We start from the raw sequence: 14,355 nt of genomic DNA on the forward strand, positions 1-14,355 counted from the left end.
AAGACCAGAGGCCAGCGCCCCCATCCGGCTTGCAAATCGCCGCCTTTCGACGCAACCCTGCCCGGAAGCCGATACGGATTTTCAGATGCAGATTGAACCGACCGCCCTGCCCGAGGTCCTGATCCTCACCCCCCGCCGCTTCGGCGACGCGCGCGGCTGGTTCATGGAGACCTGGAACGCCGCGCGCATGGCCGAGGCGGGTCTGGACCTTCCCTTCGTGCAGGACAACCATTCCTTCTCTGCCGCCAAAGGCACCCTGCGCGGGCTGCACTACCAGTCGCCCCCCCGCGCCCAGGACAAGCTGGTCCGCTGCTCGCGCGGCGCGATCCTGGACGTGGCGGTGGACATCCGCGCCGGATCGCCGACCTATGGGGGCCATGTCGCCGTCGAGCTGACCCCGGACAACGGCCGCCAGCTTTTCGTGCCCAAGGGCTTCCTGCACGGCTTCGTCACCCTGACCGACGACACCGAGGTGCAGTACAAATGCACCGACCTCTACGCCCCCGACCATGACGGCGCCGTCCGCTGGGATGACCCCGCCCTTGGCATCGACTGGGGCATTGCCTCGCCCGTCCTTTCCGACAAGGACGCCCGCGCGCCCCTCCTCTCCGCCATCGGCCAACCCTTCCGCTACGGGGTGACGAAATGAAGCTTCTCGTCACCGGCGGCTGCGGCTTCATCGGCTCGGCCGTGGTCCGGCTGGCTATCCAGCGGGGCCATGAAGTCGTCAACCTCGACGCCATGACCTATGCCGCGAACGAGGCCAACATCGCCTCGGTCGCGCAGTCCAACCTCTACAGCTTCGAACAGGCCGACATCCGCGACCGCGCGGCGCTGGACCGCATCCTTGCCACCCACGCCCCCGATGCCGTGATGCACCTCGCCGCCGAAAGCCATGTCGACCGTTCCATCGACGGCCCTTCGGATTTCATCGACACGAACATCACCGGCACCTTCAACCTGTTGGAGGCCGCCCGCGCATACTGGACCCGCGCCGGTAAACCGCAGACCTTCCGCTTCCACCACATTTCCACCGATGAGGTCTTCGGCTCCCTCGGCCCCACCGGCCAGTTCACCGAAACCACCCCCTACGACCCCCGCTCGCCCTATTCCGCGTCGAAAGCCGCCTCCGACCACCTCGTCCGCGCCTGGGCGGAAACCTACGGGCTGCCCGTGGTCCTGACGAACTGCTCCAACAACTACGGCCCTTACCACTTCCCCGAGAAACTGATCCCCGTCACCATCCTCAACGCGCTGCATGGCAAGCCGATCCCCGTCTACGGCACCGGCGAGAACATCCGCGACTGGCTTTACGTCGAGGACCACGCCGACGCCCTGCTCCTCGTCCTCGAAAAGGGCACCCCCGGCCGCAGCTACAACATCGGCGGCGAGAACGAGCGTCGCAACATCGACCTCGTCCGCACCATCTGCGCGCTTTTGGACGAGATGGCCCCGAAACCCACCCCCTATGCCGATCAGATCACCTTCGTCGCCGACCGCCCCGGCCACGACGCCCGCTATGCCATCGACCCTTCCCGCATCCGGCAGGAACTCGGCTGGCGTCCCTCGGTCACCGTCGAAGAGGGGCTGAGACGCACCGTCCGCTGGTATCTCGACAACGAGGGCTGGTGGCGGCCGCTCCTGAACCGGAATGGCGTCGGCGAAAGGCTGGGCAAGGCATGAAGCTTCTGATCTTCGGCAAGACCGGCCAGGTCGCGCGCGAGCTTCAGCGCCTCGTTCCCGACGCCACCTGTCTCGGCCGCGACGAAGCCGACCTGACGAACCCCGCCGCCTGCGCCGCAGCCATCACGGCGACCCGCGCCGATGCCGTGATCAACGCCGCCGCCTGGACCGCCGTCGACAAGGCCGAGGCCGAGGAAGCCGCCGCCACCGTGGTGAACGGTGCGGCCCCCACCGCCATGGCCCGCGCCGCCGCCGCAAGGGGCCTGCCCTTCCTCCACATCTCCACCGACTACGTCTTCGACGGCGCGGGCGACCAGCCCTTCGCCCCGGACCACCCCACCGCGCCGCAGAACGCCTATGGCCGTTCGAAACTGGCGGGCGAAGAGGGCGTCTGTGCCGCTGGCGGCAACCACCTGATCCTGCGCACCTCCTGGGTCGTTTCGGCGCATGGCACGAATTTCGTGAAAACCATGCTGCGGCTGGGCAAGGAGCGCGAAAGCCTGAACGTCGTCGCCGACCAGATCGGCGGCCCGACCCCCGCCGCCGCCATCGCCGATGCGCTTGTCGCCGCCGCCAAGGCCATGGCCCAGGGCGCGCAGGGCGGCACCCACCATTTCTCCGGCCAGCCCGACACCAGTTGGGCCGGTTTCGCCCGCGCCATCATGGCCGAGGCGAACCTTCCCTGCCGGATCACCGACATCCCGACCACCGATTACCCCACTCCCGCCCGACGCCCGCTGAATTCCCGCCTCGATTGCAGTGCATTCACCACCGCGTTCGGCATCCCACGCCCCGATTGGCGCCAGGGCCTGACCGCGATCGTGAAGGAGTTGACCCAATGACCCGCAAAGGCATCCTCCTCGCCGGGGGCACCGGCTCGCGCCTCTGGCCGATCACGCTGGGCACCTCGAAGCAACTGCTGCCGATCTACGACAAGCCGATGATCTACTATCCGATCTCGGTCCTGATGCTGTCGGGCATCCGCGAGATCGCGATCATCACCACGCCCGAGGACCAGCCGCAATTCCAGCGCCTTCTCGGCGACGGCAGCCAGTGGGGCCTCGGCTTCACCTGGATCATCCAGGAACGGCCGGAAGGCCTGGCGCAGGCCTATCTCCTGACCCGCGATTTCCTGGCAGGCGCGCCGTCGGCCATGGTCCTTGGCGACAACATCTTCTTCGGCCACGGCCTGCCGGAAATCCTGCACCGCGCCGACCGGCAACCCTCGGGCGGCACCGTCTTCGGCTACCACGTCTCGGACCCCGAACGCTATGGCGTCGCCGCCTTCGACGACCAGGGCAGGGTCACGCAGATCATCGAGAAACCCAAGGTTCCGCCGTCAAGCTTTGCCATCACCGGCCTTTACTTCCTCGACGGCCGCGCGCCCGAGATCGCGGCGACGATCCGGCCCTCGCCGCGCGGCGAGCTGGAGATCGTCGACGTGCTGGAACACTACCGCGCCGAGGGCAGCCTGCAGGTCGAGCGCATGGGCCGCGGCTTTGCCTGGCTCGACACCGGGACGCCGGGAAGCCTGCTGGACGCCGGGAACTTCGTCCGCACGCTGCAGGACCGGCAAGGGATGCAGGTCGGCTCGCCGGACGAGATCGCCTTCCGGCAAGGCTGGATCGACCGCGCCGGGCTGGCCAGTCGGGCGCAGCTCTTCGGCAAGTCGAGCTATGGCGCACATCTGGAAAGCGTGCTGAAAGAGTGACCACGCCGGAAAGCGGCGGGGCCGGCGCCGAAGCGCGAAGAACTCCCGCCGCTGGACCGCCGCCCGGCCGAGGCGCGGCCCCGGAAATCGAAGGATTTCCGGACCGGAATTCTTCTTCAGAATTCCGGCGCCCCGGTCAGGACGCGGGCTCGGCGACCGGCCGCCGGATCGACGGCGCCGCTTCCAGCACCAGGGGCCGGAACCCCGCCCCGCCGGCGTCGATCAGCGCGAAGAACTCGCGCCGCATCCGGGGCTCCCAGAAGTCGTTGATATGGCCCGCAAGGCCCGCGACCCCCTCGGCATGGGGCTTCGTCTCCATGAACAGCGCAATCTGGTTGGCCATCCGCACAATCTTGTCAGCCGACATCGGCCCCCTCCGTCATCACGCGATCCGTATGCGAGAAGACCTCGAATCGGTCCCCCCGTGCCAGCGCGACCAGGGTGATCCCCGCCCGCTCGGCCAGTTCCACCGCCTCGGCCGTCGGGGCCGAGACCGCGATGATCATGGGCGCGCCCAGCATCGCCACCTTCTGCACCATGTCCGTCGAGACGCGGCTGGTCAGCACCACCGCCCCCTCCGGACCGATCCCCTGCCGGACCATCCCGCCCACCAGCTTGTCCAGCGCATTGTGCCGGCCCACGTCCTCGCGCGCCAGCAGCACCCGCCCGTTCCAGAACGCCGCGCCATGCACCGCGCGCGTCGCGTCGTGCAGCCGCTGCTCGCCCGGAAGCGCCGCCACGGCCTCCCGGACCTGCGAAGGTGTCATGCGGAAAGCCGAAGGCCCCACCACCGGAACCTCGCGCAGCGCCTGGTCGATGCTGTCGATCCCGCAAAGGCCGCAGCCCACCGGCCCCGCCATCACCCGCCGCCGCGCGGCCAGCCGCGCCTCGGCCTCGGGGCGCAGCCAGACCTGCACGTCGCGGCCCCGCGGAACCGTCTCGACCTCGACCGACAGCACCTCCTGCGGGCCTGCGATCCCCTCGGTCACGGCGAAGCCCTGACCGAAGTCCTCCAGATCCGCCGGTGTCGCCATCATCACCGCCTGCGTCGTGCCATTGAACGACAGCGCGACGGCCACCTCCTCGGGCAGGACCCGCTGGCCGGGTTGGGCCCCCGGCGTCACCGCGGGACCGAACACCAACCGCGGCGTCGCCCGCGCGCCCTTCATTCCGCCGCCAGGATCCGCCGCGACAGGGTCGCCTGCGCGGCATATTCCTCCTGCCATTCGGACGGGCCGTTGGAGGGCGAGACCTGCACCGCCGTCACCTTGTATTCCGGGCAGTTCGTCGCCCAGTCCGAGAAATCGGTGGTGATGACGTTGGCCTGCGTGTCCGGATGGTGGAAGGTGGTGTAGACCACGCCCGCCGCAACCCGGTCGGTGATCGTCGCCCGCAGCGTGGTTTCCCCCGCCCGGCTGGCCAGGCGCACCCAGTCCCCTTCCCGGATACCCCGGTTCTCGGCGTCATGCGGGTTGATTTCCAGCAGGTCCTGGTCGTGCCAGACGACGTTCGCCGTCCTGCGGGTCTGCGCGCCCACGTTGTACTGCGACAGGATGCGCCCGGTCGTCAGCAACAGCGGGAAGCGCGCGCCGGCCTTTTCATCCGTCGCCACATATTCGGTGCGGATGAACTTGCCCTTGCCGCGCACGAAGCCGTCGATATGCATCAGCGGCGTGCCTTCCGGCGCCTTGTCGTTGCAGGGCCACTGGACCGAGCCCAGGGTCTCGATCTTCTCATAGGTCACGCCGGCGAAGCTGGGCGTGGTCATGGCGATCTCGTCCATGATCTGCGACGGATGGGTATAACCCCAGTTCGCGCCCATGGCGTTGGCGAACATCTGGGTCACTTCCCAGTCGGCATAGCCCTGCTTCGGCGCCATCACCTTGCGGACCATGTTGATCCGGCGCTCGGCGTTGGTGAAGGTGCCGTCCTTCTCCAGGAAGGTCGAGCCGGGGAAGAACACATGCGCATAGTTCGCCGTCTCGTTCAGGAACAGGTCATGCACGATGACGCATTCCATCGCCGCCAGCCCCGCCGCGACATGATGGGTGTCGGGGTCGGATTGCAGGATGTCCTCGCCCTGGCAGTAGAGGCCCTTGAACGTGCCCTCGACCGCCGCGTCCAGCATGTTCGGGATGCGCAGGCCGGGCTCGGGGTCGATGGTGACGCCCCAGGCCTTTTCATAGATCGCGCGCACTTCCGGGTGCTTCACATGGCGGTAGCCCGGCAGTTCATGCGGGAAGGACCCCATGTCGCAAGAGCCCTGCACGTTGTTCTGGCCGCGCAGCGGGTTCACCCCCACGCCCTGCCGGCCGATGTTGCCGGTCAGCATGGCAAGGTTGGCGATGCCGATGACGGTGGTGGACCCTTGGCTGTGTTCCGTCACGCCAAGGCCGTAGTAGATCGCCGCATTGCCGCCGGTCGCGTAAAGCCGCGCCGCGCCGCGCACTTCCGCGGCCGGGACGCCCGTCACCAGTTCCAGCGCCTCGGGCGAGTGCTTGGGATCGGCGATGAACTCCATGTAGTCCTGGAATTCGTCCCAGTCGCAGCGGGTGCGGATGAACTCCTCGTCGTAGAGCTTCTCGGTCACGATGACATGCGCCAGCGCGCTGACCACCGCCACGTTCGTCCCCGGCGTGAGGGCCAGGTGATGGTCGGCCTTGTAGTGCGGGCCTTCCACGGTTTCCGTCCGGCGCGGGTCGACGACGATCAGCTTCGCGCCCTTGCGCAGCCGCTTCTTCATGCGCGAGGCAAAGACCGGGTGCGCCGCCGAGGGGTTGGCGCCGATGACCATGATCACGTCCGACTCCTCGACCGAGTCGAAGTCCTGCGTCCCGGCGCTGGTGCCGAAGGTCTGGCCCAGGCCATAGCCGGTGGGCGAATGGCAGACGCGGGCGCAGGTGTCGGTGTTGTTGTTCATGAACACCGCGCGGGTCAGCTTCTGGACGAGATAGGTCTCCTCGTTCGTGCAGCGGCTGGAGGTGATCACGCCGACCGAGTTCCGGCCATACTTGGCCTGCAGGCCCTTCATCCTGGTCGCGGCGAATTCCATCGCCTCGGCCCAGGAGACCTCTTTCCACGGATCGGTGATCGCATCCCGGATCATCGGGTTCAGGATGCGGTCCTGGTGCGTGGCATAGCCATAGGCGAAGCGGCCCTTGACGCAGCTATGGCCCCGGTTGGCCTTGCCGTGCTTGTAGGGCACCATCCGCACCAGCTCGTCGCCGCGCATTTCGGCCTTGAAGCTGCAGCCGACGCCGCAATAGGCGCAGGTGGTGATGACCGAACGGTCCGGCAGGCCCATCTCGGCGATGGATTTCTCCTGCAGGCTGCCGGTCGGGCAGACCTGCACGCAGGCGCCGCAGGACACGCAGTCCGAGGACAGGAAGTTGTCCTCCGCCACGCCGGCGCTGACCCGGCTGTCGAAGCCCCGGCCCTCGATCGTCAGGGCGAAGGTGCCCTGCACATCCTCGCAGGCCCGCACGCAAAGCGAGCAGACGATGCATTTCGAGCTGTCGAAGGTGAAATAGGGGTTGCTATCGTCGACCGGACGCCAGTCCGGGTTGGCGATGCCCTCCGCGCCATACTGGCGCACATGGTCGGCGACCGGCTGATAGCGGATCTCGCGCAGGCCGACGCGGGCGGCCATGGTCTGCAACTGGCTGTCGCCGTTCGCGGCATCGGTCAGGCCCGGCACCGGATGGTCCGAGGCGTAAAGCTCCATCACGCCACGGCGGATCTGCTGCACGTTCGGCGACTGGGTATGCACCTTGATCCCCGGCATGACCGGCGTCGTGCACGAGGCGGGCGTGCCGTTCCGGCCCTCGATCTCGACCAGGCAGAGGCGGCAGGAGCCGAAGGCGTCCATGCTGTCGGTGGCGCAAAGCTTCGGCACCGAGATGCCCAGTTCGGCCGCCGCGCGCATGATGCTGGTGCCTTCCGGCACCGTCACGTCGTAGCCGTCGATGGTCAGCGTGACCAGTTTCTTCGACTTCGCGGCCGGGGTGCCGAAGTCACGGTCGGGGATGATGAAGTCTTTCATTCGGCAGCCTCTTTCGCGCGGACGAAGTCATCGGGGAAATGGGTGAGGGCGCTCATCACCGGATATGGGGTGAACCCGCCAAGGGCGCAAAGCGAGCCCAGCTTCATGGTGTTGCACAAGTCGGTGATCAGCGGAATCGCGCTGCTGTCGCCGCGCGCCAGCCGGTCCAGCGTCTCGACGCCGCGGATCGAGCCGATGCGGCAGGGCGTGCACTTGCCGCAGCTTTCGATCGCGCAGAATTCCATCGCGAAGCGGGCCATCTGCAGCATGTCGATCGTGTCGTCGGCCACGGTCAGGCCGGCGTGGCCGATAAGGCCGTCCTTCGCGCCGAATTCCTCATAGCCGAACGGCGTGTCGAACAGCGACACCGGGAACCATGCCCCCAGGGGCCCGCCGACCTGCACCGCCTTCACCGGGCGGCCCGAGGCGGTGCCGCCGCCGATCTCGTTGACGATCTGGCCCAGCGTCAGGCCGAAGGCCACCTCGTAGAGCCCGCCGTATTTCACGTTCCCGGCGATCTGCAGCGGGATCGTGCCACGGCTGCGCCCCAGCCCGAAGTCCTTGTAGTAGGCCGCCCCCCTGGCCATGATCACCGGCACCGAGGCCAGCGAGATCACGTTGTTGACCACGGTCGGACGGCCCAGGAAGCCCTGCAGCGCCGGCAGCGGCGGCTTGGCGCGCACGACGCCGCGCTTGCCTTCCAGCGAGTTCAGCAGCGAGGTCTCCTCGCCGCAGACATAGGCGCCGGCGCCGACGCGAATCTCCATGTCGAAGCGCGGGCCCAGCACGCCCGCCTCGCGCGCGATGCGCACGGCGGCTTCCATCACCCGGATCGCCACCGGATATTCGCTGCGGATGTAGACGTAACCCTTGGTCGCCCCGGTGGCGAGCCCGGCAATCGCCATCCCCTCGATCAGGGTGAAGGGATCGCCTTCCATCAGCATCCGGTCGGCGAAGGTGGCGCTGTCGCCCTCATCGGCGTTGCAGACGATGTATTTCTGGTCCGCCACCGCCTCGGAGACGGTCTTCCACTTGATGCCGGTGGGAAAGCCCGCGCCGCCCCGGCCGCGCAGGCCGGAGTCGGTCACTTCCGCCACGATCTCCGGCGCGGTCATCCTGACCGCCCGCTCCAGCCCCGCCAGGCCGCCATGCGCGCGGTAATCGTCCAGCGACAAGGGGTCGATCACCCCGACGCGGGCGAAGGTCAGCCGCGTCTGGCCCTTCATCCAGGGCAATTCCTCGACCAGCCCCACCGCCTTGGGATGCGCGGCGAGATCGCCGAACAGCCCGGCCACATCGGCCAGCGCCATCGGGCCAAAGCCCAGGCGGCCCGCATCGGTCGCCACCTCGACCAGCGGCTCCAGCCAGACCATCCCGCGGCTGCCGTTGCGCACCACCTCGACCGCGATGCCCCGGCGCGCGGCCTCATCGGTGATCGCCGCCGCGATCTTGTCCGCGCCCAGCGCGACCGCCGCCGAATCCAGAGGAACGTAGATCTTCATTTCGCCACCTCCGCCAGCACCGACTCGTCACAGCGGCCGACCAGCCGCCCGTCCACCATCGCCGAAGGGCCACAGGCGCAGAGGCCCAGGCAGAACACCGGCTCCAGTGTCACGCGGCCATCCGGCGTCGTCTCGTGCCAGTCGATCCCCAGCGCCTTCTTGATCTGCTCGGCCACCGCATCCGCACCCATGGTCTGGCAGGCCTCGGCCCGGCACAGTTTCAGCACATGCCGCCCGGCCGGGGCCTTGCGGAAATCGTGGTAGAAACTGATCACGCCGTGCACTTCGGCCTTCGACATGGTCAGCGCCTTGGCGATCTGCGGCACGGCGCTTTCCGGCACATGGCCGAAGGCTTCCTGGATGGCATGGAGGATCGGCAGCAGCGGCCCCTCAAGCCCGCGATGGGCCTCGAGGATTTCGGCGATCCGGTCGGAATGGGGATGGGAATCGAGCATGCGGGCGACCTCTTGCTAGCATGCAGCGGTATACGCCCGTCGATAGGATAATCAATGTCGATATATCGTCAATTGATAGGCAACGCCTATCGAAACAGCCGGATCGCCTCGTCCACCAGCGCCTGCAACACCGGCGTCTGCGGGTCGCGCCGCGCCGCGATCAGGCCGACCGTATGCTCGGCCTCCGGCTCGACGATCGGGATCGAATGCAGCCGCCCGTCCGCCACGAACATGTCCGCCAGCTTCTTCGGCACGATCGAGGCCCAGCGCCCGGTTAGCACATGCGCCATCAGCGCCATGGTCGAGTTCGATTCGATCATCGGCACCGCATCCACCCCCGCCTCGCCCAGATGCTGGTTCACGATCCGCCGGTTCTGCATGTCGGAGGTCAGCAGGCACAGCGGCACCGAGGACAGCTCGTTCCAGGTGACATGCCGGCGCGAGGCGAGGTCCGATCCCGGCGCGATCAGCAGGCGGTAGAACTCGGTATACAGCGGCACCTGCGACACCCGGCCCAGGGGCTCGTTGTCGAGGTAGGTGATCCCGGCCTCCAGGTCCAGCGCCTCGATCCCGGTCAGGATCTCGATGCTGGTCCGCGACAGGATCGAGACCCGCACATTCGGGTGTTTCTTGGTGAAGGGCTCGGTCAGGTCGGCGACCATCGGCAGGGCGGTCGGGATCACCCCGATCCGCAGGTTGCCCGACAGGCCGGTGCGCACCACCCGCATCTCGTCCTTCAGCGCCCGCACATCGCCGACGATGCCCAGCGCCCGGTCCAGCACGCGCTGCCCTTCCGGCGTCAGGCCCTGGAAACGGCTGCCCCGGAACACCAGCTGCACGCCCAGCTGATCCTCCAGCTGCCGGATGGCACTGGACAGCGAGGGCTGCGTCACGCCGCAGGCTTCGGCCGCGCGGCCGAAATGGCGTTCCTTGGCCAGAGCGATGAACATTTCCAGCTTTTCGATCATGCCCCGACCCTGCCCCTCCCCGCCCTCGCCCGCAAGCCCTTGCCGGTTTCCCTTTGGGGGCTTACCTCTGGCCTCATGCGCCGCTTCATCCCCTTCCTGCCGAAACCCGCCTTCGTCCCGGTGATCCGCCTGGCCGGCACCATCGGCACCGGCACCCGCTCGATCAGCGACGAGGCCCTGGCCCCGCTGATCGAAAAGGCCTTCCGCGCCAAGCCGGTGGCGGTGGCGCTTCAGGTCAATTCCCCCGGCGGCTCGGCGGTGCAATCCTCGCTGATCGCCGCCCGCATCCGGCGGCTGGCGGACGAGAAGAAGATCCCCGTCCACGCCTTCGTCGAGGATGTGGCGGCCTCCGGCGGCTACTGGCTTGCCTGCACGGCGGATGACATCCATGTCGATTCCAGCAGCCTTGTCGGCTCGATCGGGGTGATCTTCGCCTCCTTCGGCTTCCCCGAACTGATGGCGAAACAGGGCGTCGAGCGCCGCGTCGTCACCGCCGGCCGCTCGAAAAGCTTTGCCGACCCGTTCCTGCCGCAGAAGGCCGAGGATGTAGAGCGGCTGAAGGCCCTGCAGGGCCCGATCCACCAGGCCTTCATCGACCATGTGAAACGCGCGCGGGGCCGGCGGCTCAGCGAAACCGCCGACCTGTTCAACGCCGACATCTGGGTGGGCCAGCAGGCGGTGGACCTTGGCCTTGCCGACGGGGTTTCGCATATGGTCCCCCGGCTGAAGCAGCTTTACGGCGACAAGGTGAGGCTCCTCCCCTTCGGCCGCAAGCGCAGCCTGTTCCAGCGCCTCGGCATGTCGCTGATCGACGAAACCCTCGGCGCGGTCGAGGACAGGGCGCTCTGGGCGCGGTATGGTCTCTAGATGCTGTTGAAGATCATCCTTCTGTTCATGCTTGCCATGTTCCTGGTCGCGATCGTCGGCCGGGTGCTGTTCCCCTCGGCCCTGCCGCCCGTGCTGCGCAAGCGCAAGGGCGCCCCGCGCTGCGGCAGATGCGGGCGCTACCTGATCGGGCGCGGCGGCTGCGACTGCGGGGGCCGCGCGAAATGACGGCGCTGGTCACCGGGGCGGGCAAGCGGCTGGGCCGGGCCATGGCGCTCTATCTCGCGGGGCGCGGCCATGACATCGCCGTCCATTACGCCACCTCCGCCGACGAGGCCGAGGCCGTGGCGGCCGAGATCCGCGCCATGGGCCGCCGCGCCCGCACCTTCCGCGCCGACCTTCTGGACGAGGCCCAGGTCCGCGCCCTGATCCCCGCCGCGACACAGGCGCTCGGCCCGCTTACCGTGCTGGTCAACAACGCCTCGATCTTCGAATACGACCGGATCGAGACCTCTACCCGCGAGGGCTGGGACCGCCACATCGAATCGAACCTGCGCGCGCCCTACGTCCTGACGCAGGCCTTCGCCCGCCAGTGCCCCCCCGCCGGCACCGACGCGGCCGGAGAGCCCCTGCCCCTCGGCCTGATCGTCAACATGATCGACCAGCGCATCCTGAAGCTGACGCCCGAGTTCAGCACCTATACCATCGCCAAGATGGGCCTCTGGGCCCTGACCCAGACCGCCGCGCAGGGGCTGGCCCCCCATATCCGCGTCAACGCCATCGGCCCCGGCCCCACGCTGCAAGGCTCCCGGCAAAGCGACGGCCACTTCGCCCGCCAGCGCGCCGCGACCGTTCTGGGGCGCGGCGCGAACCCCGCCGACATCACCGCCGCGCTGGGATTCTTCCTCGACAGCCCCGGCGTCACCGGCCAGTTCATCGCCGTGGACGGAGGCCAGCATCTCGGCTGGAAGACCCCCGATGTTCTGGGCGTGGAATAGCCCGTCCGGAATGCCCTTGCGGCAACTTGTCCACTTGCGGCCGCATCTTCACAGTCCGGTTACAATTCGCCTGACATATCAGGGATTTGCGACCGATCGGAAATATCTTTCCTTTGTTTTCAAATGGTTACAAATCTGCCTAAAAAATAGGCAACCTCACGAAACCAGCCGAAAACAAGGGAATTTCGCCGCTCCCGAAATCTTCTCCGCGGAGTTATCCCCAGATTCCGTGGACAGCTTTGCTCTTGCCACCATCGCCCGTTCCGTGCAGCCCTTCCGCTAGAATCGACGCCGCCAGATGACCGACGAAAAACCCCGCACCGGACATGAGGTGATCCAGGATTACCTCAAGACGCTCGACGGCTCGCCCGGCGTCTACCGGATGCTGAACGCCGCCTCCGAGGTGCTTTACGTCGGCAAGGCGCGCAACCTGAAGGCGCGCGTGTCCAATTACGCTCGCGCCTCGGGACATTCCGGCCGGATCGCCCGGATGATCCACGAAACGGCGTCAATGATGTTCCTGACCACGCGCACGGAACTCGAGGCGCTGCTACTGGAACAGAACCTGATCAAGCAGCTGAAGCCGCGCTACAACGTGCTTCTGCGCGACGACAAGTCGTTCCCGAACATCCTGATCTCCTCGGAACATCCGTTCCCGCAACTGAAGAAGCATCGCGGCAAGAAGTCCGAGAAGGGCGCCTATTTCGGCCCCTTCGCCAGCGCCGGCGCGGTGAACCGCACGTTGAACCAGTTGCAGAAGGTCTTCCTCCTCCGCAACTGCTCGGACAGCATGTTCGAAAGCCGCACCCGGCCCTGCCTGCAGTTCCAGATCAAGCGTTGCTCCGCCCCCTGCGTCGGCAAGATCACCGCCGAAGGCTATGCCGCCCTCGTCGCCGATGCCACCCGCTTCCTCGAAGGCAAGACCACCTCGGTCCAGGCCGACCTCGCCCGCGACATGGCCGCCGCTTCCGAAGCGATGGAGTTCGAGCGCGCCGCCGCGCTGCGCGACCGGATCAAGGCCCTGACCCAGGTCCAGCAGACCCAGGGCATCAACCCGCAGGGCGTGGCCGAGGCTGACGTGGTCGCCCTCCATCTCGAACATGGCCAGGCCTGCGTGCAGGTCTTCTTCATCCGCGCCAATCAAAGCTGGGGCAACCGCGACTTCTACCCCCGGACCGGCGCCGGGGCCGAGGCACCCGAGATTCTGGAGGCCTTCCTGACCCAGTTCTACGACGACAAGGAACCGCCGCGCCTGATCCTGCTCTCGCACCCCGTCGACAACCCCGACCTCGTGGCCGAGGCGCTGTCGGCGCGGGCGGGCCGCAAGGTGGAACTCGCCGTCCCGCAGCGCGGCGAAAAGGCCGAACTGGTGGAAAACGCCGTCCGGAACGCCCGCGAAAGCCTCGCCCGCCGCATGGCCGAGTCCACCACCCAGAACAAGCTCCTCACCGGCCTCGCCGAGGCCTTCGACCTCGACGCCCCGCCGCAGCGGATCGAGGTCTATGACAACTCTCACATCCAGGGCGCCCATGCCGTCGGCGGGATGATCGTAGCGGGGCCCGAGGGCTTCCTGAAATCGCAATACCGCAAGTTCAACATCAAGTCCGGGGCCGGGGCGAACTCCGACGACTTCGGCATGATGAAGGAAGTCCTGACCCGCCGCTTCGAGCGCCTGTTGAAGGAAGACCCCGAGCGCAAGACTGACATGTGGCCCGACCTCCTCCTCATCGACGGCGGCGCGGGGCAGGTCTCCGCCGTGGCCGGGATCATGGCCGAGCTTGGGGTGGACGACATCGCCATGGTCGGGGTCGCCAAGGGCATCGACCGCGACGCCGGGAAAGAGGAATTCCACCGCCCCGGCGAACGCCCCTTCGCGCTGCAAAGGAACGACCCCGTCCTCTACTTCATCCAGCGCCTGCGGGATGAGGCCCACCGCTGGGCCATCGGCGCCCATCGCGCCAAGCGGGCCAAGGCGGTCAGCCTCACCCCGCTGGACGACATCCCCGGCATCGGGGCCACCCGCAAACGCGCCCTCCTGCAACATTTCGGCAGCGCCAAGGCCGTGGCCCGGGCCGGGCTGGCCGATCTGCAAGCGGTGGACGGGATCTCCGAGACGATGGCGAAAACGATCGCCGACTATTTCTCGGCAAGGGCCTGATCAGCGTAGGGTG

General features: G+C 67.6%; 14 protein-coding genes. 8 read left to right on the forward strand and 6 right to left on the reverse strand.

Features of this window, described 5'->3' with window-relative positions; translation table 11 throughout:
• The first annotated feature begins 85 nt into the window (after window positions 1-85).
• From rfbC to rfbA, 4 genes are read left to right on the forward strand one after another with little or no spacing between them, the layout of a single operon-like run.
• On the forward strand, window positions 86-649 hold the full coding sequence (gene rfbC / locus ACE3UA_RS06560; RefSeq protein WP_374643622.1) for a dTDP-4-dehydrorhamnose 3,5-epimerase: 564 nt from the start codon (window positions 86-88) through the stop codon (window positions 647-649).
• Window positions 646-1,683, forward strand: a complete 1,038-nt coding sequence (rfbB, locus tag ACE3UA_RS06565) for a dTDP-glucose 4,6-dehydratase (protein ID WP_374643623.1) — start codon at window positions 646-648, stop codon at window positions 1,681-1,683. The genes rfbC and rfbB overlap by 4 nt, the downstream gene beginning before the upstream one ends.
• Window positions 1,680-2,525 carry a dTDP-4-dehydrorhamnose reductase gene (rfbD, locus tag ACE3UA_RS06570; protein ID WP_374643624.1) on the forward strand — a complete coding sequence of 282 codons (846 nt, stop codon included), beginning with the start codon at window positions 1,680-1,682 and terminating at the stop codon, window positions 2,523-2,525. Before rfbB ends, rfbD begins: the two co-directional genes overlap by 4 nt.
• Window positions 2,522-3,394 carry a glucose-1-phosphate thymidylyltransferase RfbA gene (gene rfbA / locus ACE3UA_RS06575; protein ID WP_374643625.1) on the forward strand — a complete coding sequence of 291 codons (873 nt, stop codon included), beginning with the start codon at window positions 2,522-2,524 and terminating at the stop codon, window positions 3,392-3,394. Before rfbD ends, rfbA begins: the two co-directional genes overlap by 4 nt.
• A 136-nt stretch (window positions 3,395-3,530) precedes the next feature.
• Here the strand turns inward: rfbA and ACE3UA_RS06580 are convergent, their stop codons facing one another.
• The 6 genes from ACE3UA_RS06580 to ACE3UA_RS06605 form a co-directional block, all read right to left on the reverse strand.
• Window positions 3,531-3,761, reverse strand: a complete 231-nt coding sequence (locus tag ACE3UA_RS06580; RefSeq protein WP_374643626.1) for a formate dehydrogenase subunit delta — start codon at window positions 3,759-3,761, stop codon at window positions 3,531-3,533.
• Window positions 3,751-4,563, reverse strand: a complete 813-nt coding sequence (gene fdhD, locus ACE3UA_RS06585; protein ID WP_374643627.1) for a formate dehydrogenase accessory sulfurtransferase FdhD — start codon at window positions 4,561-4,563, stop codon at window positions 3,751-3,753. Before fdhD ends, ACE3UA_RS06580 begins: the two co-directional genes overlap by 11 nt.
• Window positions 4,560-7,436 (reverse strand): formate dehydrogenase subunit alpha, encoded by a 2,877-nt coding sequence (gene fdhF, locus ACE3UA_RS06590; protein ID WP_374643628.1) that lies wholly within the window; start codon window positions 7,434-7,436, stop codon window positions 4,560-4,562. Before fdhF ends, fdhD begins: the two co-directional genes overlap by 4 nt.
• Window positions 7,433-8,938, reverse strand: a complete 1,506-nt coding sequence (locus ACE3UA_RS06595) for a formate dehydrogenase beta subunit (RefSeq protein ID WP_374643629.1) — start codon at window positions 8,936-8,938, stop codon at window positions 7,433-7,435. The genes fdhF and ACE3UA_RS06595 overlap by 4 nt, the downstream gene beginning before the upstream one ends.
• Window positions 8,935-9,393 carry a formate dehydrogenase subunit gamma gene (locus ACE3UA_RS06600; protein ID WP_374643630.1) on the reverse strand — a complete coding sequence of 153 codons (459 nt, stop codon included), beginning with the start codon at window positions 9,391-9,393 and terminating at the stop codon, window positions 8,935-8,937. The genes ACE3UA_RS06595 and ACE3UA_RS06600 overlap by 4 nt, the downstream gene beginning before the upstream one ends.
• An 86-nt stretch (window positions 9,394-9,479) precedes the next feature.
• Window positions 9,480-10,361 carry a LysR family transcriptional regulator gene (locus ACE3UA_RS06605; protein ID WP_374643631.1) on the reverse strand — a complete coding sequence of 294 codons (882 nt, stop codon included), beginning with the start codon at window positions 10,359-10,361 and terminating at the stop codon, window positions 9,480-9,482.
• 75 nt (window positions 10,362-10,436) lie between these two features.
• Between ACE3UA_RS06605 and ACE3UA_RS06610 the strand changes: the two genes are divergently transcribed.
• The 4 genes from ACE3UA_RS06610 to uvrC all read left to right on the forward strand — a co-directional run bounded on the left by ACE3UA_RS06610 (window position 10,437) and on the right by uvrC (window position 14,342).
• Entirely contained in the window at window positions 10,437-11,228 is a 792-nt protein-coding gene (locus ACE3UA_RS06610; protein WP_374643632.1) for a S49 family peptidase, read from the forward strand.
• On the forward strand, window positions 11,229-11,414 hold the full coding sequence (locus ACE3UA_RS06615) for a hypothetical protein (RefSeq protein ID WP_374643633.1): 186 nt from the start codon (window positions 11,229-11,231) through the stop codon (window positions 11,412-11,414). It abuts the gene before it with no gap.
• The gene (locus tag ACE3UA_RS06620) at window positions 11,411-12,184 is read left to right on the forward strand and encodes an SDR family oxidoreductase (protein WP_374643634.1); all 774 of its coding nucleotides are present in this window, start codon (window positions 11,411-11,413) and stop codon (window positions 12,182-12,184) included. Before ACE3UA_RS06615 ends, ACE3UA_RS06620 begins: the two co-directional genes overlap by 4 nt.
• A 298-nt stretch (window positions 12,185-12,482) precedes the next feature.
• Window positions 12,483-14,342 carry an excinuclease ABC subunit UvrC gene (gene uvrC / locus ACE3UA_RS06625; RefSeq protein WP_374643635.1) on the forward strand — a complete coding sequence of 620 codons (1,860 nt, stop codon included), beginning with the start codon at window positions 12,483-12,485 and terminating at the stop codon, window positions 14,340-14,342.
• Window positions 14,343-14,355 lie beyond the last annotated feature (13 nt).

The sequence above is a fragment of the Tabrizicola sp. genome, assembly GCF_041919135.1.
Taxonomy (GTDB): Bacteria; Pseudomonadota; Alphaproteobacteria; order Rhodobacterales; family Rhodobacteraceae; genus Tabrizicola.